At 43.2% G+C, this 23259-nt stretch carries 19 protein-coding genes; 3 read left to right on the plus strand and 16 right to left on the minus strand.

Annotated elements, in window-relative coordinates; genetic code table 11:
* A partial coding sequence (locus HQK80_05050) for a DEAD/DEAH box helicase (protein MBF0221584.1) occupies nt 1-1199 on the minus strand: 1199 nt, incomplete at its 3' end.
* 349 nt (nt 1200-1548) lie between these two features.
* Entirely contained in the window at nt 1549-3081 is a 1533-nt protein-coding gene (locus HQK80_05055) for a hypothetical protein (GenBank protein MBF0221585.1), read from the minus strand.
* Nucleotides 3082-3253: 172 nt separating this feature from the next.
* On the opposite strand from HQK80_05055, the gene HQK80_05060 reads away from it, so the two are divergent.
* Nucleotides 3254-4096, plus strand: a complete 843-nt coding sequence (locus HQK80_05060) for a D-alanyl-D-alanine carboxypeptidase family protein (GenBank protein ID MBF0221586.1) — start codon at nt 3254-3256, stop codon at nt 4094-4096.
* A gap of 112 nt (nt 4097-4208) precedes the next feature.
* Here HQK80_05060 and HQK80_05065 read toward each other — a convergent pair whose 3' ends face one another.
* Nucleotides 4209-6707 (minus strand): glycogen/starch/alpha-glucan phosphorylase, encoded by a 2499-nt coding sequence (locus HQK80_05065; protein ID MBF0221587.1) that lies wholly within the window; start codon nt 6705-6707, stop codon nt 4209-4211.
* Between the two features lie 80 nt (nt 6708-6787).
* Nucleotides 6788-8233 carry an HD domain-containing protein gene (locus tag HQK80_05070; GenBank protein ID MBF0221588.1) on the minus strand — a complete coding sequence of 482 codons (1446 nt, stop codon included), beginning with the start codon at nt 8231-8233 and terminating at the stop codon, nt 6788-6790.
* Between the two features lie 93 nt (nt 8234-8326).
* Here HQK80_05070 and HQK80_05075 point away from each other — a divergent pair, with 93 nt between their 5' ends.
* On the plus strand, nt 8327-9274 hold the full coding sequence (locus HQK80_05075) for a ParB/RepB/Spo0J family partition protein (protein ID MBF0221589.1): 948 nt from the start codon (nt 8327-8329) through the stop codon (nt 9272-9274).
* Nucleotides 9275-9753: 479 nt separating this feature from the next.
* On the opposite strand, the gene HQK80_05080 is transcribed toward HQK80_05075, so the two are convergent.
* The 11 genes from HQK80_05080 to HQK80_05130 form a co-directional block, all read right to left on the minus strand.
* Nucleotides 9754-11925, minus strand: a complete 2172-nt coding sequence (locus HQK80_05080) for a PAS domain S-box protein (GenBank protein MBF0221590.1) — start codon at nt 11923-11925, stop codon at nt 9754-9756.
* Between the two features lie 76 nt (nt 11926-12001).
* Nucleotides 12002-13375 (minus strand): ribosome biogenesis GTPase Der, encoded by a 1374-nt coding sequence (gene der / locus HQK80_05085; protein ID MBF0221591.1) that lies wholly within the window; start codon nt 13373-13375, stop codon nt 12002-12004.
* A gap of 11 nt (nt 13376-13386) precedes the next feature.
* Nucleotides 13387-14421, minus strand: coding sequence for a phosphotransferase (locus HQK80_05090; protein MBF0221592.1), 1035 nt, complete (start codon nt 14419-14421; stop codon nt 13387-13389).
* Nucleotides 14422-14487: 66 nt separating this feature from the next.
* Nucleotides 14488-15381, minus strand: a complete 894-nt coding sequence (locus tag HQK80_05095) for an NTP transferase domain-containing protein (GenBank protein MBF0221593.1) — start codon at nt 15379-15381, stop codon at nt 14488-14490.
* A 32-nt stretch (nt 15382-15413) separates the two neighbouring features.
* Nucleotides 15414-16253, minus strand: a complete 840-nt coding sequence (gene lpxI / locus HQK80_05100) for a UDP-2,3-diacylglucosamine diphosphatase LpxI (protein ID MBF0221594.1) — start codon at nt 16251-16253, stop codon at nt 15414-15416.
* Nucleotides 16243-17043 (minus strand): acyl-ACP--UDP-N-acetylglucosamine O-acyltransferase, encoded by an 801-nt coding sequence (lpxA, locus tag HQK80_05105; GenBank protein ID MBF0221595.1) that lies wholly within the window; start codon nt 17041-17043, stop codon nt 16243-16245. Before lpxA ends, lpxI begins: the two co-directional genes overlap by 11 nt.
* A gap of 81 nt (nt 17044-17124) precedes the next feature.
* The gene (gene fabZ / locus HQK80_05110; protein ID MBF0221596.1) at nt 17125-17571 is read right to left on the minus strand and encodes a 3-hydroxyacyl-ACP dehydratase FabZ; all 447 of its coding nucleotides are present in this window, start codon (nt 17569-17571) and stop codon (nt 17125-17127) included.
* A gap of 37 nt (nt 17572-17608) precedes the next feature.
* Nucleotides 17609-18640 carry a UDP-3-O-(3-hydroxymyristoyl)glucosamine N-acyltransferase gene (gene lpxD / locus HQK80_05115; protein ID MBF0221597.1) on the minus strand — a complete coding sequence of 344 codons (1032 nt, stop codon included), beginning with the start codon at nt 18638-18640 and terminating at the stop codon, nt 17609-17611.
* Nucleotides 18641-19032: 392 nt separating this feature from the next.
* On the minus strand, nt 19033-19317 hold the full coding sequence (locus tag HQK80_05120) for an integration host factor subunit alpha (GenBank protein MBF0221598.1): 285 nt from the start codon (nt 19315-19317) through the stop codon (nt 19033-19035).
* A gap of 61 nt (nt 19318-19378) precedes the next feature.
* Nucleotides 19379-20671 (minus strand): phosphopyruvate hydratase, encoded by a 1293-nt coding sequence (gene eno / locus HQK80_05125; protein MBF0221599.1) that lies wholly within the window; start codon nt 20669-20671, stop codon nt 19379-19381.
* 41 nt (nt 20672-20712) lie between these two features.
* Nucleotides 20713-21921: a type II secretion system F family protein gene (locus tag HQK80_05130; protein ID MBF0221600.1), complete on the minus strand. Its 1209-nt coding sequence runs from the start codon at nt 21919-21921 to the stop codon at nt 20713-20715.
* A gap of 260 nt (nt 21922-22181) precedes the next feature.
* Between HQK80_05130 and HQK80_05135 the strand changes: the two genes are divergently transcribed.
* Nucleotides 22182-22430 carry a PxxKW family cysteine-rich protein gene (locus HQK80_05135; protein ID MBF0221601.1) on the plus strand — a complete coding sequence of 83 codons (249 nt, stop codon included), beginning with the start codon at nt 22182-22184 and terminating at the stop codon, nt 22428-22430.
* A 158-nt stretch (nt 22431-22588) separates the two neighbouring features.
* Here the strand turns inward: HQK80_05135 and HQK80_05140 are convergent, their stop codons facing one another.
* Nucleotides 22589-23149, minus strand: a complete 561-nt coding sequence (locus HQK80_05140; protein MBF0221602.1) for a hypothetical protein — start codon at nt 23147-23149, stop codon at nt 22589-22591.
* Nucleotides 23150-23259 lie beyond the last annotated feature (110 nt).

A 23259-nucleotide genomic window follows, 5' to 3' on the forward strand; every position in this document is an offset into this window, starting at 1 on the left:
CCTCGGCCAGCCACATCTGTCGCTACCAGAACTTTGATTTCACCGCTGCGGAATCTCTCTAAAGTGCTAATTCTTTTCTTTTGAGCCACATCTCCAGACAACATTTCACAATCGATTCCGTTACGCATAAGCCGCTCAGTCAGCCTTCTGGTTTCATCCTTTCTATTGGCAAACACCAATACCTTCTCCAGCTTTTGAGTTGTTATCATATTATACAAAATGTGGTATTTTTCCTGAGCGGTCGTAAGGTATACAAGTTGCTCGATTGTATCTACGGCTACCTGGTCAGGCTCAATTTCAACCTGAACAGGCTTAACACACCACTGACTCGCAAGGTGACGAACTTCAGGGGTTAATGTGGCGGAAAACATTAAGGTCTGGCGATTTTCTTTTGGAGGCGTGTTGTATACAATATTTCGCACATCAGGAATGAAACCCATATCAAGCATACGGTCAGCTTCGTCAATAACCAGTACCTTTAAAGATTTCAAATTAACTATCTTTTTACGAATAAAATCCAGTAATCTCCCTGGTGTAGCGACAATGATTTCAGGTTTTTTTTCTTCGATAAGGCGCTGTTGTTTTTCATAATCCATCCCCCCAAAAACAGGTGCAACACAAATACCTGAATACTTGGCCAGAGCCACTGCATCATTGGATATTTGGGTAACCAACTCCCTGGTAGGCGCAATTATCAGAGCAAAAGGCAGCCCATTACTACCCTTCTGATCAGAGTTGTGTCGTAAGAGGTTGGCCATGATCGTAATCAGAAAGGCCGCTGTCTTTCCCGTACCGGTCTGGGCCTGACCAATAGTATCCGTGCCATCAAGTGCCCCAGTAAGGGTCTTGACTTGAACAGGTGTACAGTATGAAAAACCAAGATCGGCAATAGCCCTCATCAGTGATGGTGGCAGATCAAAATCATGAAACCGGGTTTTTCCTTCTTCCGGAGCAACATCAAACTGCGAGATATCCCATTGACTCGGCCTTTGAGCTTTAGATGAACGCGGACGACGATACTTCTTCTTTGGGGATTGAGAACGGCTTGCCGGTGCATCTTTTACCTCAACATGACCAGATGAACCAGGCAGATCTTCGTGACGGACATCGCGAACCCTCGCGACTGTTTTCTTGGTCTGATCCGGTCGATCACCTCCGATGAACTTTCGCCTCACAAAATTTACGATTTTTTTTAACATAATACCTGTTATTGATTCATGAACTAACGGTGACAATACTGTACCCATTCCAAGCCAGTACCACAAAAAAACCACACAACTTTTCTAAATGTTTAACTATAGTCAATTATCGAAGTAAAAGACAGGTCTTTGCGAAGCGTGAGGCCATATTGACACAGTCACGACTTAGGAGGGGGCTCATCCGGGCTATCTGAACTACCAGCATTAAGCCGATTGAAGCCATTCAATGAAATTTGGAGAAGATAGATCATCCAGGCGCATAACCAGAATACCGCCCCTATTCTCCAGTTAATGAAGGGTACAACTATCAGTATAAGTAGAAGAAACCAGGCTGCTATTTTTCTAACACTCAATTTATTTCAACCCAGAAATGTCCGATTGCATTATTTTCGTAACTTGCAACAATGGGATACCGCTTTCCCATATTATTGACGGAATACCTAACCAACAAATCATTTTCAACATATATCGGGTACATGAGATCATTACCGTCGTTTACAGATTTGGGCGGGCTAAAACCCTTAAAATTAACCATCACCTCATTATCCATTCGAGCGATGTTCGTTCGTACTCCCTGAAGAATAATCCGACCGTGACTGGGAATAATCAGAGTTTGCATGTTAAGGACATGTTTTGTCTCGCCGTTAACATCAACCGCCAATGATTCAGCCCGAAACGCGCCTGGTGAGACATCTTCCTTCGTTACAGTTACACCTGTGACCGAAGGAGTGTTTTCCCGGACGTTAAGCTGTACCCAGCCACAGATAACAGAATCTTTTCTCACGTAAACACGGCTTGAACGCGAGGCGCGAAAGGAACGCCCCGTATCATTAGTAGTGCCAAAGTTTTCGACATCAGCAACAAGGCCTCTTTGATAATTTGCTATAATATCAGAGATAACCACATCATCGCCGGGCTCAAGCTCAAGAGTATCTCCGTGGCGCAGTGCGTACGGGTGAGCATTATTGACTTTGACCATCAGATAATCCAGCTTAGGCTCTTCAACGTTTACTCCAGGCGTATCCTGAACAATACCAAACTCAGCCATCATTTCATTGATAACCAACTTATGAAGTTTTGTTTTTGTCTCTAAAGACTTTATCGTTTTCGATGTTTCTACACCAAAAGCAGGGATATGAGCACGAGTTAAAGCATAATACGTTGCAGACTCTCTCTGCTCCTTATGACTTGATTTCTCTGAAATTGTATTATGATTATTGGCCCTGAAATGATATCTCTTTTCGTCAATCAAAAGATTGACCCGCTTAATTACGTTTTCGGCAATTCTATCTAAAAATATTTCCCGATTTCCATAGGGCGGTCTGTACACCTCTGCATCAAAAATAATTGATTGCCCGTATCGATTCGGGTTCTCCATTGAGTTAATCCAACTCGGATTGTAAAAGCCACTGCCCTCATGCAGATTAAGCAGACAATCACTCTCAGCGATGAGATGTTTTAAAACTGTAACAACCTCCTCTTCGAAATGCTGTCTTCTTTTATTTTCCGGATCAGGACTGAACTTGCGATTCATGTCACCGGTCTGACCGTTGCGCTTATTGAGCAAAATCGAATAAAAATTTGCGCGAGGCACCACAATGAGGTTACCCTTCTTAAGATGTATGTCAGCATATAAGTCCGCTGTCATATAACTGCTGGGCTCATCGCCCTGGATCCCGCCAATGATCATGAGAGTTTTCCCTGGCTCATCACCCAACACACGATAAACATGGAGCTCATGGTCGGTATGAGCCAAAAAAATCTCATGCTGCATCTGCGCATTAGCTGCCACAGAAAAAAAACAGACTGCCACCAGTACAGAAAAAAGAGATGCTATAACCGGCAGGCGCAGAAACAGTAGGAAATACGATTTAGTAATCATCAGTTAACTCTTTTTAGATTTAAACAGCTTTTTTACTGTATAAAAAATCATATCGACACATGCCAGAAAATAATCGAATCTTTCGCTAAAAAAACTGCACCAAAGTAACTTGACATTTACCTTAAGGCAATGATATCACATAGTAAGTACTAATTCTCACAATACAAATATTATGAACAGACGAACATTTATAAAAGCCGTTACCGGAACCATCATCAGCAGCACATCGATGGGCATCTCTCTTCCAGCCCTGAGCGCTGCGGGGTCCCTGCCGCAACCCAATATGCATGATGGGGACATCAAAGACTATTTAGTCAAAATGCGTTTTTTTGATCTATTGCATAGCGACGACGTCTTCGTAGAGGGAAACGACCAGACCCTGTTAAACTCCGTGGTGTTCCGCCTAATGAGAATACAGCTGGTTATTGGACATGGAAATTTTCATCTTGCCGGGTTTGATGAAATTATTAACGTGGCAAAAACATATTCAGCTATAGGACAATTCACTGCAGAGGAACTCGCCTTTCTTGAGAAGATATTCTACAGAGATGCCTCTCAGTATGGCTTTATGGGAGAAAAACCCTGCCGGAACATTACCGACACCATTGACCGTTCCAAAGTTGTTAAAATCAAAAACACCGGCCATTTTCTCTATGGCAACGAGTCATTAGAAACATTTACGAAGATAAAAGATGATCTGGGCAACGATGTGATCCTCACTTCAGGGTTACGCGGCATTGCCAAACAGTTTTTGCTGTTCCTTGATAAGGCGAGAAAAAACGACAGTAACCTTTCTCTCGCTTCTCGTTCACTTGCTCCTCCAGGTTACTCATTCCACAGCGTTGGAGATTTTGATGTTGGCCAGGCAGACCTGGGAGGCGAAAATTTTTCAGAACTCTTCACCAGTACAGAAGTCTACAGGAAACTGCTTGATCACGGTTACGCAAACCTTAGATATCAGAAGGATAACCTCGTTGGTGTGCGTTTTGAACCGTGGCACATTAAGCTTGTTTAGGAGCCGTCAAAAAACAAGATGGCTATTCAAGATGGCTATTTATGATGCACAACCTTACGGCTCCTTATGCCATCTGGCTCACTAAACGGCCAGGTTATTTTCTGACAATGGCTTAATCCTGTCCTACATCTATTCCCCAAATCTCCTGGGCATATTGTTTGATAGTGCGATCGCTGGAGAATTTACCCATCCTGGCAACGTTAAGAATCGCCATTTCACGCCAACGATTCTGATTCTGATAGGCCTCACCAACCTCACGCTGACAACGCAGATAGTCTTCAAAATCCATTAAATGCAGGTAGGGATCTCTCTGGTGGTTCATCAGGTCATCCACAATTGGACGAAACATCTCCTTGTTTTCACTGGAAAATGCCCCTTGCTGAATAGCATCTATCACGCATCGTATCTCACTGTTTTCTTCATATATTTGTGTTGGTGAGCGCTTAGGAGAACGTTTTTCCCATTCCGCCTCTTCTGCGTTCATACCGAAAATAAAAATATTCTCCTTACCCACTTCTTCTCTGATCTCAATATTCGCGCCATCAAGCGTACCAATGGTAAGGGCGCCATTCAGGGAAAACTTCATATTACCCGTACCAGAGGCCTCCGTTCCCGCAGTTGAAATCTGCTCTGACAAATCCGCGGCTGGAATAATTTTTTCAGCTAATGAAACACCGTAGTTCGGGATAAAAACAACCTTTAGTGTATTGCCAACTCGTGGGTCGTTGTTAACCACATCTGCCACAGAGTTGATAAACTTAATGATCAACTTGGCCTTCCAGTAACCAGGCGCTGCTTTACCCGCAAATATTACCGTTCGCGGCGTGAACTTCTCACCTGGGCGCGTTACGATCTTTTGATAGAGGGCAATGACATGTAAAACATTTAGCAACTGCCGTTTATATTCATGGATTCGTTTCACCTGCACATCAAACATTGAATCAGTATTAACTTCAACATTGCACAAATGCTTAATCACTTTGGCTAAACGCCTTTTATTGGCCAGCTTGGCCTCATAAAACGTATCTTGAAACGCTTTATTTCCAGCGTACTCTTCAAGTTTCCGCAGCTGATCAAGATCAACGATCCATTTATCACCTATCTTCTCGGAAATCAGTGCCGATAGCCGCCGATTACATTTAAGGAGCCAGCGCCGGGGGGTAATCCCGTTTGTTTTATTGTTAAATCGTTCTGGATATAGTTGGTTAAAATCTTTAAAGAGCCGAGTCTTGATGAGTTCCGTATGCAGCTCGGCAACTCCATTCACTGAATGACTGCCAACAATCGCCAAATGAGCCATTCGAACACGCTTTGGAGGCCCTTCGTCAATTAAAGACATGTTCCGCAACAAGAGATCCTGATGTGGATATTTCTTGGCAACATCAGTTAGGAATCTCCGGTTTATTTCATAAATTATCTGCAAATGACGCGGCAACACATGGCCCAGCAGATCAACTGGCCACGTTTCCAAGGCCTCCGGCATAAGGGTGTGATTGGTATAAGCAAACGTCTTCACACAAATATCCCAGGCCTTCTCCCAGCCCAGACCATTCTCATCCATCAACAGTCGCATCAATTCAGGAATTGCTATGGATGGGTGCGTATCGTTTAGTTGAACAGCAACGCAATCACTGAACTTTGCGAATCCTTTGTTGTGCTTTATGTAACGCCTGAAGATGTCCTGAAACGTTGCTGCCACAAAAAAGTATTGTTGCTTCAGCCGTAACTCCTGACCTGCGCAGGCGTCATCGGGAGGGTAAAGCAGTTTTGAGATGGTTTCGGAACGAACCTTATTTTGAACAGCCCCGATATAGTCACCTTTACCAAAAAAGCTTAAGTCAAGCTCTCGAGAGGCCTTAGCGCGCCAGAGCCGCATATTGATGACATTATCATTACCATAGCCAGGAATAAGGACATCACAAGCATTGGCCATCACAACTTCGGTATCAATCCATTCCGATCTGTAGTTGCCTTTCTCATCAAGATAGGTGTTTACTTTCCCATAAAATTTCACTGGATATAGTGGGTGAGTCCGTTCAAACTCCCAAGGCGTTCCAAAACGAAGCCAGTTATCCGGACTTTCTACCTGATACCCATTAATAATTTTTTGATGAAAGAGACCAAAATCATAATTAATCCCATATCCATAGGCAGGGATCTTCATCGTAGCTATTGAATCCATAAAACAGGCTGCCAACCTGCCGAGTCCGCCATTGCCAAGGGCGGCATCCTCTTCCTCTTCGCGAACGGCCGCCAAATCAAAACCAAGATCGTCAATAGCCTTGTTTACTAAATCATAAAACCCCATATTAATAAGACTGTTGCCTAATGAGCGGCCGATCAAAAATTCAAGTGAGAGATAATAGACCCTCTTTTGCTTCTTGGTATAATAACTTTTCTGGGTATTGATCCAATTCTCAACTAAGAAATCTCTCATCGTATAGGCAAGTGCCTTATAAACATCATGGGTTCCGGCCCGCTGTGGATCACGCCCCTGAAAGCTCAACAGGTGGTTCAATAATGTTTTTTTGATCCCCTCAACATCTTTAGGGTTGAAGAGGGAGGCAAAAGAGTCATCATCCTTACGAACCTTTTCATTTTTTACTTTCATTCTATAGAGCTCCACTGGTTATTTTCGTTTTCGCCATTGCCATTATTACCCTACAACGACGACTCTTACGGGGTCAATTATTAATTTTTTTCACAAAAACATTTCACCCATTCGAGGGCTTGTTTTTTATCCATTATACCAGTTAACACCATCTCTTTTTCCAACTCAGAAAATATCTCACTAAATACGGGGCCCGGTTCTAACTGTAGATATTCTATCAAATCGTGTCCGTTTACGGGAAGTGCCCCTAAGACGGGTTTTACCCGTAACAGAAAGGTTCTGTAGACCTCAGAAAACAACAGGGAAATCTCTTTTTCCATGCCAGCAGGTTTTCCTTCCCCCTGACCAGCCAAACTGTCAGCCATAGCCAGCAAAAACAGTCCAGCAAGATCATCTCCGGAAGCCTTAGCAATTTTAAGACATGCCCTGGGGGTAATGCCATTTTTTTTCCGCGCATTAACCAAATGAAATGGCCACATATGCAGTTTGACTAATCGAGAAATGAAGTTCAACTCCGCACTGCTCCACCTCAAACGCTTTGCTATGTTGCCGACCAGAAGTTCTCCATGTCCATCATGATTATAGAAAGTAATTTGACCAGTATCTTTTATGCCACGGGCCGGAGGCTTCCCAATATCATGAAGCAAAGCCGCGATTTTAAGCATGAGAACATTTTCCTGCTTGTCACAATACGCCTGCATTAACTCCTCGGTATCCGAAAACCACTGGCCTGGAGAATCGATAATAGACTCAATCTGCTTTACTGTTTCCAAACAATGATCGTATACATCAAGATGATGGCTTGAAGGCTGCGTCACACCACGACCAGTTTCAAGTTCCGGCAACACCTGGGCTAAGAGCCCACACGAATCCATTGCCTTAAAGCTTTTCCATGACTTTTTGTGTTGAATTGTCTTCTTTAGTTCGCTCCAGATTCGTTCACCAGCAACACGATCAAGCCCTTGTTTAAATTTTGTTATCAATTGGGTAGTATGTGGATCGATATCAAAACCAAGTTGTGCCATAAGTCGAAATGTACGAAGCATACGAAGCGGGTCATCATTAAGGCACTCATCATTACAACACTTGATTATACCGTTTTTCAGGTCATCCATACCCCCAAGAGGATCAATAATTGCCGATACGCCAGAGGACCAAGCTTCGTCCGCTGTAATTTCAATCGCCAAGGCATTGATAGTAAAATCCCTTTGACACAGATCATCCTCAATTCTATTGGTATTTTTTCTAAAGGTTGATATATCAAGGTCAAGACCGTTCCAGACCACCCGGCAGATCCCCTCTGCTTCTGAAAGCAGAACGAAGGTGGCCTGGAGATCTGTAGCAAGGCGTTTGCCGAAATCAACCCCCCTGGTCGAAACCGTAAAGTCAAGGTCAACAGACGCAACACCAAGGGCCCAATCCCTGATCACGCCACCAGACAGATAAACTTGTGTATCTGTGGCATTCGACACCGCACGAAGAGCTTGTCTGAGTTCTGCTGATATATATTTTGTGGCAATATTCATAACAGGTAACAGTTCTCGGTTGACGGTCAGAATCTAAATAATTATCTAATCTATTCCTTGAGACCAAGGGAATTATCTATACGGAACAAAATTATGATGACACCAATACTTCGCATCAATCGAATTTCACTTTCCCATATCGATCTTACAGACAACTCATACACCTTATTGCCCTTTGATCCGGCTTATGACACGGAAACTATCTGTACGCATGTAAGTAAAACCGGCATTATTCTCCCGCCGGTACTCAAAGAAAACAGCACAGGATCATATTGCCTTATCAGTGGCAGAGATCGGGTCACTGCCGCTCAGACCATGGCACTATCTTCTCTCGACTGCTTTATTATCCCCCGAGAGTGTTCCGAAGAACAGGTCTATACCATCGTTTTGAATGAGGCCATCATCCACGGTCAGCTTTCACCCATTGAAAAGGCTGTTTTTTTTCAAAAAGCATTGCAGATATGGCCACTAGAGACTGTCGCTGAGTTGTTTTTACCAGTCTTAAAGCTGCCACAACGCACCAGCACAATCAGCAAACTCCTACCGCTGGCCAACATTGAACAGCCGATCGCAGAAGCCATACATGAAGGCTCGTTTGATGAAAAAGCGGCCTGCGAACTTGCCAAATTATCCTTTAGAGACCGAATAATCCTGTTTGAAGCTATATCCAAATTGCATCTAAGTGTCAGCAATCAGCGTAAACTGATAAGCTACTGCCTGGATCTTTCACTTCGCCACAACTCATCAATCCAGTCGATTTTATCATCCAACGAAGTACAGGCAATCATCAACCATGAAGAGGCAAACACACCTCAAAAAGCAGCAAACCTCATGATCTACCTGCAGAGTTCACTTACGCCTCGGCATACAGAGGCGCAAAAAACTTTCAACACATTAAAACAGAGCCTTCGCTTGCCCAAATACGCAACCCTGACCCATGCAACAGCCTTTGAAAAAGACGACCTAACCCTCTCCATAACCTTTAAGGACAGTAAATCCCTCTTAGAGTTCTGCGACTCAAGCTTCAACACCGAAGAGTAGCTCACAAGCGCAATCTACCTAGGAGCCGTAAACAGTCTTTGTCTTGAACACTGGCAAGACAATTGCAAATATATGGGTTGCGGGTGCCAGCGTGGCGCAGTTTTCTTTTAAGACTAATTTATCTTCCAGCGGAGAGGTGGTCACCGTGTTCTTACTAAGCAACCTTTTTTCTACATCAAGCCCCCAATTATCCTTCAAAGAGTTCCAACTTAAAAAGAATCGTCTTGAGCGGCTCAGGGACTACTATCAAGATAAAATCGACTATCTGTCTAGCCCCAAGATACCACCAAGCCTGGCTGCAATGGCCTGTAGAGATGTTCCTCGAAACCGAACCAACGGCTCAAGAATATCGGGGCCTGGGCATATAAAAATATGTTTAAGATACTATAAAAAGAAATTATTTGAGACAGCAAGAGAACTGAAAAAATTTTTATAATAATCATGGAAATTACGGATAGGCGCTAAACTTATGAAGTATTTCACTTCTCTTCTGTCATCTTTTTGTGAACAGGTAAACGAATAATGAAAACAGCCCCCTTATCAGGTTCTCCCTTGGCTTCAATCTCGCCACCATGACGAGTAACAATTTTTCTACAGGTAGCAAGACCCAATCCTGTTCCTTCAAACTCCCTTCTCGAGTGCAATCGCTGCAAAGGTTTAAAAATTTGCTCCCCATGGCTCTGCTCAAAACCGATTCCGTCATCTTCGACGAAGATTTCACAGACATCATCGACGAAAAATGATGATATTTTCACCGTTGGCCCGTGCCCTGCCTTACGAAACTTTAAGGCGTTCGCGATTAAATTCTGAAAAAGCTGGCGGAGCTGAACCCTGTCTCCCCCCAGACACCCTAAAGTTTTAATCTCAACGGTACCATCTGTTTCGTGAATTCTTGTTTCAAGATTTTCAATTACCTCTCTAACCAGGTCTGTCAGATCAATTTTTTCATATTTTTGTTCAGCAGAAGTTATACGTGATAGGGCGAGCAGACCTTCAATTAACTCAGACATCCGTTCAGTAGCGGATATAATTCTCTGTAGATACTCTTCCCCTTTTGTATCCAGAGAGCGATGATGTTTACTTAACAACTTCTCACTAAAAGCTTTTATCAGCATTAATGGTTCTTTTAAATCATGGGAGGCAACGTGAGCAAACTGTTCTAACTCCTGGTTTGAAACACTGAGTTTTGAGGCAAGCAGAAGAAGATCATTTTCAGCTTTTTTACGAAAAGAGATCTCCTTTTTTAAATTTTTATTGACCCTTCGTAGTTCACTTGTTCTTTCATCAACCAATTCGGCAAGCCGGAAATGGTGTTTCTCTAGTTCTGCCTCTGCCTCTTTCAAATCCGTTACATCTGAAAACACACCATCCGTGTACCAGCAACCATCCTGCTCATAAATTTTACTGGCCCGATCATGCACCCACATCCACGAACCATCGTTTTTTCTATATCGGTAGGTCACATCATATTTTTTAAGCCCATTAAGGGCGTGTTCATCCATCGACCATTCAACTTCATCTCCCGGAAGATTCCGCAGTATTGAACCATCCGGCAGGCGTGAGACAAAAAAAAGCCCAAACTCATTTCTTACCATATCCACATCATCTGGATGGATCATCGCAAACTTATCAGAGGCACCGGCTCCATTTAAATCTATTGGATTGTAACCACAAATTTTCTCAAAATTCGGGCTGATATAGGTAAGGTGGCCATATGGATCCGAACGCCAGGTAACATCGGGCACATTCTCAATTAAGGATCTGTATTTTTCTTCACTATCGCGCAAGGCACTTTGCGTTTTCTTATTACTGGTAATATCCTGCAAAATAATTATGCCACCAGAGAAATCGTTGTTGATATCCCCGAGAAATGTTCCAGAGACAACAACATAATGCCGCTCTCCATTGACCGAAATCTCAGCTTCAATACCCGAAAAGGATCTATGCTTATCCAAAACTTTTTCCAGGCGGCACAAGACGCATAAATCCTCACCAAGCACCTCTAGGCAGGTCTTGCCAAGATGGTCTTTTCCTGAGAGCTGAAAGAACTCCATGAATGCTTTATTAGTGTCAAGAATATGTAAGTCATGGTCAACGATAAAAGCTGGTTCAGACATCCGGTTAAAAATTGTAAAATACCGCCTTTTTTCAAGAAGAATATAGCGATTGGCCTCTCGCAATTTTTTGTGATACGGGAGTGTTGCAAGCCGAAGCCACTCCTTGCTTAAAGAAAGTAAAAACGCCTTAGAATATGCCCGGACGATCTGCCCAGGAACTATTGCCGTAAAGGTATCAGGAAAACTATCCCTCTTCTTTTTTAGGGCGGGCTTCTCGGTATCATCAATTTCACCAGAGAACATATCGCAAATCAGACCCGCAACTCTGTAGGATAGATCAAAAGTGATTGGAATCAACTGGGATGTCCGAACCCACAATGACGCATTTTCAAGGACAACAGGCTCTTGATTGAGATTTTGGTGAGGAGATGCAGAACAGGTATATAGGTCGTTAGCGATTCGCACAAAAAGCGGATAGAGTTTTGTGAGATTCAGGTCAGCGAGGAACCACCCTCGCCGGCAAGCGGTCGTGCAAATTCGTCCAAAAGCACTCTTCAGTTCATTCTGATCAAAGATGTCTTCAAATTGCGCCACTGTATACCTCTGAATAGATTAAAGGTACTCTTGGAGTAGGTTTAACAGCCTTTCTTGAACTGATCGATCTTGGCTTTTAATCGTACTTCTTTCTTTTTCTTTCCCGTAAAAAAATACGTAACGCAGTTTGATCTAACTTGAGATCCTTTCGGAACTGGTTCACTAAAAAGCGAAAATATGAGAAATGAACGCCTTCAGGGTAATTAACATAAATAATAAAGGTTGGCGGTTTTGTACTGATCTGAGTCGTGTAGTAGAACTTAATTCGTTTTCCTTTATAAAGCGATGGTGAGTGCAACCCCACAGCGTTTTGCAACACACGATTGAGTTTTCCCGTGGTAAATTGCAAGGAAAACTGCTCATAAACCTTATTCAATGAAGTTATGATTTTCTTGCAGCCATGCCCAGTCAAGGCTGAGACTTGCAAGGTAGGAGCATAACCAATAAATCGAGTTGCCATCTCCACTTCATCAAGCAGCCATTTCTGTTTTTTCTTATCATTTTTGATAAGATCCCATTTGTTTAACAGGACAAGACACGCCCTGCCCCGCTCCACCGAATAACCGATAACTTTGGTATCCTGCTCTGTAATTCCTTCCTCGGCATCAATAAGAATAAGGGCAAGATCACAGCGCTCCATAGACTTCAAGGCTCTCATTACCGAAAACCTTTCTACATTATCCTGAACTTTACCCCGGCGTCGTATTCCTGCTGTATCGATTAACAGATAATTTTTGCCCTTATACTGAAAACGAGTATCAACAGAGTCGCGAGTCGTACCTGGCACATCAGAAACAACCATGCGATCCTGGCCCAGTATCTGATTAACAAGGGACGATTTCCCCACATTAGGACGTCCAATAAAGGCCAGGCCTATTTCACCTTCAACGACATCAGGAGCAGAATCAGATGATTTCATCGAGGCGACTAGATTACTAAAGAACGTCTTTATTCCGTAGTTATGCGCAGATGAAATAGCCCACAACTTATCAGCACCAAGTTCATAAAAGGGTGCAATTAGCATATCTTCCTGATGGGCGTTATCAATCTTGTTGATAACGTAATAAATCGGTTTTTCGGTTCTGCGTAAAATAGCAGCCAGCTCATAATCATCCTTAACCAGACCCTCTTTGGCGTCCATCAGAAATACGATTATATCGGCATCTTCAACTGCCAGCAGAGATTGCATACGAATAAGGCTTGTAACCTTCTTCTCACCCACCATTTCCATCTCATGATTGCTGACTTTTTCAAGCTCAATACCACCGGTGTCCACCAGAATAAAGCTGCGCTCATCGACTGTTACGACTTCATAATGCCGATCACGAGTTACACCCGGAGTTGGATCAACAATTGCCTTATTTTTTTTAGCCAGACAGTTAAAAAGAGATGATTTTCCAACATTGGGCCTTCCAACTAAAGCAACTATCTTATATTGACGATCGTTCATGCGTTAATTTCCTATAATTGCGTAGACACTTTACCTGCAATTTCTTTAATTAGTTCTTCTAATGCTGGGTACGTCCCTGAAAGCTCTCCATGGACTAAACTTGAAAGATTTGAGAACGCCGGTGCAATAAAATCCCGAAAAAAAACTTTATTCTTTTTGTAACCTAAAAAGGCGTAGGCACCAAGCACCTGAAGATTTCTTTGCAGGGCTATATGATAATACCCATCAACAAAATGACCTCTATCTACAGAGGTTTGCTGGGCAAGGACATCAAGGTAATACTCAAAGAGCATTTTTTTAAGGCCCGCGTCCAAGTTTACATATGGGTCATTAAGAAGCGATGCAACATCGTACCCTAACGGCCCGAAACGTGCTCCTTGAAAATCAATAATATATAGATCTTTATCTGTAACCATCAAATTTCGTGACTGATAATCCCTATGTAAAAGAAACCGGCAGCCCTCCTTAGTGATTCTGTCAGCAAGACGGTTAAAGTCATCCTGGAGATCTACTGAGATGGCCTTCAAGCCAACATGATCAACACAAAACTCACGCAAAAAATAACCTGACTCACGAGACAGCATCAGCTGCCGATCATAGTTCGGGGTATCCCAACAATATGAATCCTTAAAACCGGATACCCCTTTAGCCTGAAAGGTCACCAAATTTTCAAGCGCCTTTTTATACCATTCAACAGGATCACTTATCTTCTTTTTAACAATATCATAAAGGAGCGTATTGCCTAGATACTCAAATAAAATCCCGCCGGAAACACTATCATAAGCAAATACACGAGGCACAGCAACGCCCTTGCTCTCTAAATGCTTATTAATGGAATAGGCAGAATTGGCTTCAGCCAAAGCATTTCCGGCAGACAATGTTGGTGACGGAAACACTGCCAGACAGCTTGCACCTGTATCCAGAGCAATTCTGATAAAGACACGATCAGAGCCGTCACCAGACAAGCGTTCATATTGACAATGGGATGCAGCCGACAACTTCCCCTGTTCCAGCAGGCGGTCTATGTGTTCATGAAAACTTTCCATAGTATTCAATCAATTCCTGACAAAAGCATACAGACCAGAGAGTTACGGTCTAGAATTTAATAGGACTCATACAACTATTGTATCTTTAGCAATCGTCCCGGGAGGAATTTTCGCACCATCCCAAACCACAACACGTTCAAGATGCGACCCAACACCAATTGTAACATTTGCACCAATGTAGCCCCACTCTTTGAGGGTAACATTCCTTTCCAGACGTGTATCACTCCCGAACTGAAAGCCATCACGACGCTGATCCTTCTGAATCTCCTGACTGCTTCCCGTGACGAAATCTCTATGCAATTCCAGATAATCAGCAGGTGTTCCAATATCCCGCCAGAAACAATTGTCCGCCTCCAAGGCCTTTATTATGCCGCCTTGAGAAATAAAAGCAGTATAGGCATCAATTACACTATAAAATTGCCCTTGTGGTATCAGATTCAGCAAGGCAGTTTCCAGTACATGAATGCCTGTAAAGGCCCTTATTTTCATGGCTGGCTCAGGAATCATTTCAGATTGAAACGATATAATATTCCCCTGCTCAGAGACTAACACCTTGTTAAAACGAGGACAGTTATGCATCACCAGCGTCGCGCCTGCACCAGAACCACGATGACTCTCATAGGCCCAGCGATAATCAATATCATGGTAGATATCAGCATTAGTCACCAATACCGGACCGGGTGCCAGTGATTCAAGGGCCATTCGCAACCCTCCCCCGGTACCAAGCTCAATAGGTTCAAGCTGCAGGATAATGTCAGGCTCAGAATCTAAGAGCGCAATCAGTTGTTCTTTCAGGTGGTATGCATTTACTACGATGCGAGTAAAACCAGATCGTCGAAGGCTACGGATAATCCTCAGGATCAAAGGTTCTCCCATGACAGGGAAAAGAGGTTTTGGACGTACTGATGTGAAAGGCCTGAGCCTGGTACCAAGGCCTGCAGCCAGGACCATTGCTTGCATAAGGATAGTGTCGTTTTTTTATGGTGGAAAAACTACTGATTCCAGCACAGACCTTCGTCTGTTTCCTGAACACCAATAATAATGATATTTGAGTGGTTGGCTAACCGAATGACCTCCTGACTATCAAACAATAGAGCCTGTCCGGCTTCAACAGCCAGGACTGAGGCCTTGACCTCTACCATACTTTCAATTGTCTTTGGGCCAATGGCAGGCAAGTCAAAGCGAAAATCCTGTCCGGGTTTTTTAACCTTAACAATAACCGCATTTTTACGGCCAAGTTTTCCACCGCGTTGTATGGCAGCATCAGTACCCTCAATAGCTTCAACTGCCAGGACAGAACAATCTCTAACCACAACACATTGACCGATATCAAGCCGACCAACTTCTCTGGCAATTTTCCACCCAAAGCGAACATCTGCAATCTGCTGTTCATTGGGTTTTTTTTTGGACAAAACACCCTGAGGAAAGAGCAGTTCCTGTAAATATAAAGTTGACTCAACTACCTTAATGCCATCATCTTCCAGGGTCTGTGCAATCGCTCTTAATATGCCATCATCCTGCTTGACATCAATTTTATTCCAAAGTGTCAAACCTTTAAGATCTGGTAAAACGTCCTTAAAAATTCGAGTTTTGGTAATCGTTCCCAAAAAAGCAGCTTCACGTACATCATTTTTTTTTAAAAACTTGATAAGTTTGCCGAGCTGGCCCAGCTTAACCCATTGAAAAAAATCAGCTTCGTCTTCCAACTCCGGCCACGTTTCGCCGGTATGCCCGACAGCAACTACCTTCCGGCCATTGGCCTTAGCCGCTCTGGCAAAGAGCAAGGGAAACTGCCCTCCCCCGGCAATTATACCAATCGGGTTACTCACCATCCACCTTTCGCAACACCCCCATTCTGTTTGGTGCCCTGAAGAAATCGACCATGGTAATAACTGGTTTACAGTCAGGAAACTCAGTAATAGCCTTTTCTAATGCGTCATTCAACAGAAGATCGGGTGTTTTAAAAATATAGACAAAGGCCTTGTTTACCATACGAATACTTTCACTGTCATATCCACAGCGTTTCAAGCCGATTTTATTGATTCCAGTAATTCGAAGTTTATTGCGGACACCTGAGGCAATAACAAATGGTGGAACGTCTTTACTGATACCAGACATAGCACCAATATAAGAGTGCGGACCAATTCGGGTAAACTGATGAATTCCAACCATGCCGCTCAGGTTAACATTATCTGCAATCTGCACATGCCCCCCCAGCGTTGCACCGTTTGCAAGAATGATCTCATTGCCCAACTTACAGTCATGGGCGATATGGCAATAGGCCATAATCATATTCTTATCGCCAATAGTTGTAATGCCTGCACCTGTTGGCGTTCCTCTATGAATCGACACATACTCCCTGATCCGGTTATCGCTACCAATCACAACCTCTGTCTCTTCATTATTATATTTCAAATCTTGTGGAACACCTCCAATTGAGGCAAACGAAGCTATATAATTTCTCTCACCAATCGTAGTACGACCAGAAATTACGGTATGCGGACCAATCTCGGTATCAGCACCAACCCGCACACCCTTCTCTATTACGGCATATGCCCCTACCTTGACAGTGCTGTCAAGTTCTGCGCCAGATTCCACAACTGCGGTTGGATGAACACTCATAATTATCACATGTAAAAATTAGTTATTTTGTTGTTTTGATTGGTTAAGTTGTCAAGGGAAATTCAAAAATCGAAATACAAATCAACCAAAAGTTGCCATCAAATCTGCTTCAGCAACAAGTTTATCGTCGACATACGCCTTGCCAGCCAAACTCCAAAGGCTCAATTTTCGTTTTATAGTTTCGACTTCAAAAATGAGCTGATCCCCGGGGACAACTTTCTGTCGGAAACGAACCTTGTCTAAACCAGCAAAGTACACAAGTTTACTGCCAACACTCTCCATATTATCCAGATACGCCATAACTGCACCAACCTGGGCAAGTCCTTCCAGAATCAAAACACCTGGCATAACCGGCTGCACAGGAAAATGCCCCTGAAAAAACGGCTCGTTAATAGTCACATTTTTCAGGCCTTTTATCTTTTTCCCTGGGGTATGTTCAAGAATGCGATCCACCATTACAAAGGGGTACCTATGGGGCAGTAGCTTCAATATCTCGACGATATTAAGCTGCTCAGCAACTAAACTCATAATTCCTCCAACCATTCAAGAGCATTAATAAAAATCATCATTCGTCACCAGGTGCCAACAAGCGTGCGACATCTTTTTTTAAGGTTCGTACATCTTTTGCCAACTCCGGAAGTTTAGCAATAATCGCCGAAGTTCGTAGCCACAGTTTATGAGCAACTGCCGGATACCCTGAAACAATGGTCTTTTCAGGGATGTGATTATGCACACCCGACTTAGAGCCAACCATGGCCTGGGCACCTATATGAATGTGTCCAGAGATACCTACCTGCCCGCCAATAACAACATTTCTCCCCAGACTGCTACTGCCGGCAATACCGGCCTGGGACACAATAATAGAGTTTTCGCCAACGACAACGTTATGAGCAATTTGAACCAGGTTGTCAATTTTAGCACCCTGTTTTATGAGTGTTGTTCCAAAAGTAGCTCGATCAAGACAGGTGTTTGAGCCGATCTCCACATCATCTTCAATAACCACATTACCAACTTGTGGTCTCTTAATGTGTTGACCAAATTTATCGGTTGCATAACCAAAGCCGTCACTTCCGACAACAACACCCGCATGCAAAATCACACGCTTGCCGATCTTACAGGCATAACCGACTGTACAATTGGCTTTAAGTTGAACGTCCTCTGCAATACAAACGTCGTCTTCAACGACAACTCCGGGATGAACGTAGACACCCCTACCAATGGTAACACGGTCACCAATAGAGACATGAGGACCGATTGTAACCTCGTCATCTATTTTACAATCGTTACCAATAACAGCAGTTGGGTGAATCCCTTTGGCCCTGAAAGGCCTTGCCAGAAACCTGTTATGAATAATCGCCACAGCAAGATAGGGGTCGTCAACACGAATAACTGGGCTATCGACGACAAGCAGATTATTAGGGACTATAAAGGCTGAAGCCTTCGACCACTTCAGGCCTTCACTATTTTTAAGCGACGCAACAAAACTAATATCTCCAGACGAAGCGTGATCCAAATCGGCAACACCAGAAATTTGCAGTGCTCCGTCACCCTCAATATCTCCATTGACCAACTCAGCAAGCTCAAGCAAAGTGTACATGCTCAGATTCCTTTAGAGAGTTTTGTTAAATTGTAACTATTGATGGTCTCGAAGATAAGCGCTAGACTTCGAAAAGCCGCTCGACATCCCCGGCTCGCTCTGTAACTAGTTGATTTCATTGAGTGGCACTGAACCTTTTTTGACATTTCGAAGTCTACGCTATCTGCGAGTTTGTCACTATTCCGGACCGGATAAAACGGAAATAAGTACACTAGTATTGGCCTGAACCTCTTTGAACCAGACCAATTTTCAAACTGGGCAGAGCCTAAAAGCAGCTTACCCTGCCTGCCACAACCATGTACCACAATTTCCAGCTCGACAGAACAAAAAAATCGGGCAGATTCCCTGTAGGAATCTGCCCGATTTCAAATCACCAGCACTCAGCTAACGTTCTAGCCTTCGTTGATTCGATCCCTTAAAATACCAGACGGTTTAAAAGTAACAACTTTGCGGGCATCAAGAATAAGCTCGTCACCGGTTTGAGGATTACGTCCGCGTCGAGATTTTTTCACCTTCACGTTAAACTTGCCAAAACCGCTGATAAGAAGGTCATGTCCATTTTCAAGACAATTTTTTGAAATGCCTAAAAAGGTTTCTACTGCGTCTGCAGCCTGAACCTTTGTCAGATCATGAATCTCATAAACCTTTTGAACAAGATCAGCCTTCGTCAATGTCATGTTTTCGAACCTCCCTCTTAACCGGTTAAGCCACGTAACCTATCAAAACTACTTGATATTATCAAGAAATAAATTTAACTGCTGATTTTCCAGCATAGCGTCCAGCCGATCCAAGCTCCTCTTCAATACGCAGTAACTGATTATACTTAGCCACCCTGTCTGTCCGAGAAAGGGAACCTGTTTTAATCTGTCCGGTATTCAAAGCAACGCTTAAATCAGCTATGGTAGTGTCTTCAGTTTCTCCCGAGCGATGAGAAATAATGGATGTGTATCCAGCCCTATGTGCCATCTCAACGGCATCAACTGTTTCAGTAACCGAGCCTATCTGATTCAACTTGATCAGAATAGAGTTAGCCACGCCTTTATTTATACCTTCTTGAAGAATTTTAGTATTTGTCACAAAAATATCGTCACCAACCAGCTGAACTTTTTTGCCTAATCGATCAGACAATTTTTTCCAGCCACTCCAATCAGACTCATCGAGGCCGTCTTCAATTGAGACAAGTGGATATTTTTTTACCCAGTCCTCAAAAAAGTCAATCATCTGGTCTGTCGATTTGAGCGAACTTTTCTCAGCCGCCAGAACATATTTTTTCTTTTTCTGATCATAAAGTTCACTGGCAGCTACATCTAAGGCAATATACATATCTTTTCCAGGAGTATAGCCAGCCTTCACAATAGCCTCAAGCAAAGACTCCATAGCCTCCTCATTCGATCGGAGGTTCGGAGCGAAACCACCCTCATCACCAACAGCGGTCTGATGTCCAGCCTTACTGAGCACCGACTTAAGACTATGAAAAGTCTCAACGCCCATCCATAGCCCTTCGGAGTAACTATTGGCGCCCACCGGCATAATCATAAATTCCTGGATATCAACGTTGTTATCGGCGTGAGATCCACCATTTAACACATTCATCATCGGTACCGGCAGAACTTTAGCATTAACACCACCAAGGTACGAATACAGGGGAAGACCACACTCTTCGGCTGAAGCTCTGGCAATAGCCATCGAAACACCAAGTATTGCGTTTGCGCCAAGTTTTTTCTTGTTTTCAGTTCCATCAAGCTCAAGCATAGTCTGGTCAAGAGTAACCTGCATGGTAGACTCAAGCCCTATGATTTCAGGCCCGATAATCTTGTTCACATTATCGACAGCCTTCAGCACACCTTTACCGCCAAGACGTTTACGACGAACATCTCGAAGTTCCAAAGCCTCTCTAGTACCCGTAGAGGCACCAGACGGCACGATCGCCCGACCAATAATCCCACTATCGAGGTACACCTCAACTTCAACGGTTGGGTTGCCCCTGGAATCAAAAACTTCACGACCAAGAACCCCTATAATTTCACCCATAAATCCTCTCCCATAATTATTTTTTAGTATTAAGATGTAGTTTAACCAACCGCTGAAGCCATTTTAAAGATTGGCAGATACATCGCAACTACAAGCCCACCGATCAATCCACCAAGAAACACCATCATCAACGGCTCAATAGCAGCCGTTAGGTTTTCGACTGCCTGATCGACCTCTTCATCATAGAAGTCGGCAATTTTCTCAAGCATAATATCCAGCGCCCCGGTCGCTTCACCGACATTGATCATCTGGACAACCATGCCAGGGAAAACTCCCGTTTCTTCAAGAGGTTCTGCAATAGGGCGTCCTTCACTGATGGCATCAGTTACTCGAAATATGGCTTTCTCAATAACCTTATTTCCGGCTGTCCTTGCCACAACATTTAAAGCCTCAAGTATTGGTACCCCACTAGATAACATTGTGCTCAGGGTTCTTGTAAATTTTGAAACGGCAACACGTCGAAGCAGCGGGCCAATAATCGGTGCAACTAACAGTAGCTTATCAATATTAAGCTGCCCCTTCTCGGTCTTGTAATATTTCTTAACGCACCAGATAACCGCAAAAATTCCTGCGCCGATAATGTGGATGCTCCTTTTTAAAAATTCACTGGCATCAACAACAAACTGGGTCGGACCAGGCAATGCGGAGCCAAAATCGGCAAACATCTTTGAAAATACCGGTACAACAAAAACAAGCATAACCACTATTACAACAAAAGAGATACACAAACAAATGACGGGATAGGTCATGGCCCCTTTAACCTTCTTCACCAAAGCCATGTTTTTTTCCATGTAGCCGGCAAGCCGGCTCAAAATGGTGTCGAGAATACCACCAACTTCACCGGCATCAATCATATTGCAGTATAGATTATCGAAACATTCCGGATGTTTCTTAAATGCTTCCGCAATAGTGCTTCCAGTCTCAACATCAGAACGAGATTCTACCAAAACCTTCTTAAATGTTGGGTTTTCCTGCTGAGAAGCTAGAATTTCTAAACTTTGCACAAGTGGCAAGCCAGCATCAATCATAGTAGAAAGCTGGCGGGTAAAAATAACAACATCCTTGCCCGTCACCTTTGGCTTCATAAAAGCAACATTTTCAAAAAGATCTTTAGGGGCCTCTTTAACAAAAGTAGGCGTAATCCTCATCCTTTTGACTTGTGACTTTGCAGCTTCCAGGCTATGCGCTTCTATCTTTCCCTTGCGCTTTTCACCGTAAGAGTTAACACCTTTATAAATGAATTGCGGCACGCTGTTTCTCCATCAACAATGATTAATTACTAATAAGTTTATAATAATTATTTTTTTAATACAATAGACACCATAATATTTTTTTTAATCATGTAGGCAAGTTAACTGCAAATCATCGAGTTGGAAATGTTTTCATATTGACACATCAAGCCGACTACTTTATATAACATGATTCGTTCGTTGCAATAAGAAGCAAAGCAGCAGTAAGAACTTTATCGAAATTGACTATTTAAACGCGCAGTGCAAGGAGATATATACACATGGCGACAGCAAACAACCAGCTATATAGCAGCGGAATATTTAACCCTGTAATTGAAAATTGTGACGGATGTGACCGCATCGTCGAATTTGAATCGAAAAAATATTGCAAGACATATTCAGCCCCGGCAGCCAAATGGAAACTGGGCATCTGCAACTTTGCAACTCATAAGAAGCCAGAGATCATTTCAGTAAAAATCAGAGTTAATCCAATTAAAGCTTCCAAGAGGGCATCTGGTAAAAAGAAATAGTTCTTTCTCCTCCAAAGTTAATATCCCCATCATTAAAAGGATTTTGCTAAACGGCAAAATCCTTTTTTTTTACCCATTATCCTCTGTAACGAGTTGATTTAATTGAGTGGCGCTGAACCTTTTTTGACTTTTCGAACTCTACGCTATCTGCGAGTTTGTCAAGTTTTCACCTGGGGATAGAGTGCCATCAGGATTTTCTCATCATGCAAAATCTCTTTAAATCTTGCGTATGATACAGGGAAATGCTCCGGAACATCTCCTTCCTCTTCCATCTTCTTAGCCGCCTGAGCCAGCAACCCGGCCCGGCTCTCATTAACTGCCTGAAATACTTTGTCTAGAACCAGCAGGGATTTCTTCTCATAAACCGGTGGTTTTTTCCGTAGCGCCAGAATTGCCTCATCAACAGACAAATCCTCTATCAGAGACAAGAGAACCGGAAGGTCATAAATTTCAACACATTGGATCATGCGCGCCACAGTACCGCGGTTAAGCTTACCGAAAACCGGTTTCAATGTGTCTGTCATCACATCATAGTTCACCCCATCTACAAAGCTTGAATACTCGCTTATTAGAAGGTGCATATAAGGCGCCAACTCTTCAAGGGTCAAGGACTCTTTGTTAAATATCTCAACAAGCCATGCCACCTTCATCTCCGGACTACGTGCGACAAACGGCAATGCTTCCGCCCAGATCCGTTTAAAAAAACCAACTTCTTTCATCTCTCCTCCGCGGTCGACCATAGGGCCTTGAATGAGCAGGGCTCAAGGCATGAATTTTGTTGACCTTCCATGCAAAGCACGATAGTATTTTTCATAAAATCAGTGGGGGA

The sequence above is a fragment of the Desulfobulbaceae bacterium genome, from assembly GCA_015231515.1.
In the GTDB taxonomy this organism is placed as follows: domain Bacteria; phylum Desulfobacterota; class Desulfobulbia; order Desulfobulbales; family VMSU01; genus JADGBM01.

What these genes read in the sequence shown, in the direction of transcription:
- HQK80_05055 (MBF0221585.1), bottom strand. Translation starts at nt 3,081, where the DNA reads ATGATTACTAAATCGTATTTCCTACTGTTTCTGCGCCTGCCGGTTATA.
- HQK80_05060 (MBF0221586.1), top strand. Translation starts at nt 3,254, where the DNA reads ATGAACAGACGAACATTTATAAAAGCCGTTACCGGAACCATCATCAGC.
- HQK80_05065 (MBF0221587.1), bottom strand. Translation starts at nt 6,707, where the DNA reads ATGAAAGTAAAAAATGAAAAGGTTCGTAAGGATGATGACTCTTTTGCC.
- HQK80_05070 (MBF0221588.1), bottom strand. Translation starts at nt 8,233, where the DNA reads ATGAATATTGCCACAAAATATATATCAGCAGAACTCAGACAAGCTCTT.
- HQK80_05075 (MBF0221589.1), top strand. Translation starts at nt 8,327, where the DNA reads ATGATGACACCAATACTTCGCATCAATCGAATTTCACTTTCCCATATC.
- der (MBF0221591.1), bottom strand. Translation starts at nt 13,375, where the DNA reads ATGAACGATCGTCAATATAAGATAGTTGCTTTAGTTGGAAGGCCCAAT.
- HQK80_05090 (MBF0221592.1), bottom strand. Translation starts at nt 14,421, where the DNA reads ATGGAAAGTTTTCATGAACACATAGACCGCCTGCTGGAACAGGGGAAG.
- HQK80_05095 (MBF0221593.1), bottom strand. Translation starts at nt 15,381, where the DNA reads ATGCAAGCAATGGTCCTGGCTGCAGGCCTTGGTACCAGGCTCAGGCCT.
- lpxI (MBF0221594.1), bottom strand. Translation starts at nt 16,253, where the DNA reads ATGGTGAGTAACCCGATTGGTATAATTGCCGGGGGAGGGCAGTTTCCC.
- lpxA (MBF0221595.1), bottom strand. Translation starts at nt 17,043, where the DNA reads ATGAGTGTTCATCCAACCGCAGTTGTGGAATCTGGCGCAGAACTTGAC.
- fabZ (MBF0221596.1), bottom strand. Translation starts at nt 17,571, where the DNA reads ATGAGTTTAGTTGCTGAGCAGCTTAATATCGTCGAGATATTGAAGCTA.
- lpxD (MBF0221597.1), bottom strand. Translation starts at nt 18,640, where the DNA reads ATGTACACTTTGCTTGAGCTTGCTGAGTTGGTCAATGGAGATATTGAG.
- HQK80_05120 (MBF0221598.1), bottom strand. Translation starts at nt 19,317, where the DNA reads ATGACATTGACGAAGGCTGATCTTGTTCAAAAGGTTTATGAGATTCAT.
- eno (MBF0221599.1), bottom strand. Translation starts at nt 20,671, where the DNA reads ATGGGTGAAATTATAGGGGTTCTTGGTCGTGAAGTTTTTGATTCCAGG.
- HQK80_05135 (MBF0221601.1), top strand. Translation starts at nt 22,182, where the DNA reads ATGGCGACAGCAAACAACCAGCTATATAGCAGCGGAATATTTAACCCT.
- HQK80_05140 (MBF0221602.1), bottom strand. Translation starts at nt 23,149, where the DNA reads ATGAAAGAAGTTGGTTTTTTTAAACGGATCTGGGCGGAAGCATTGCCG.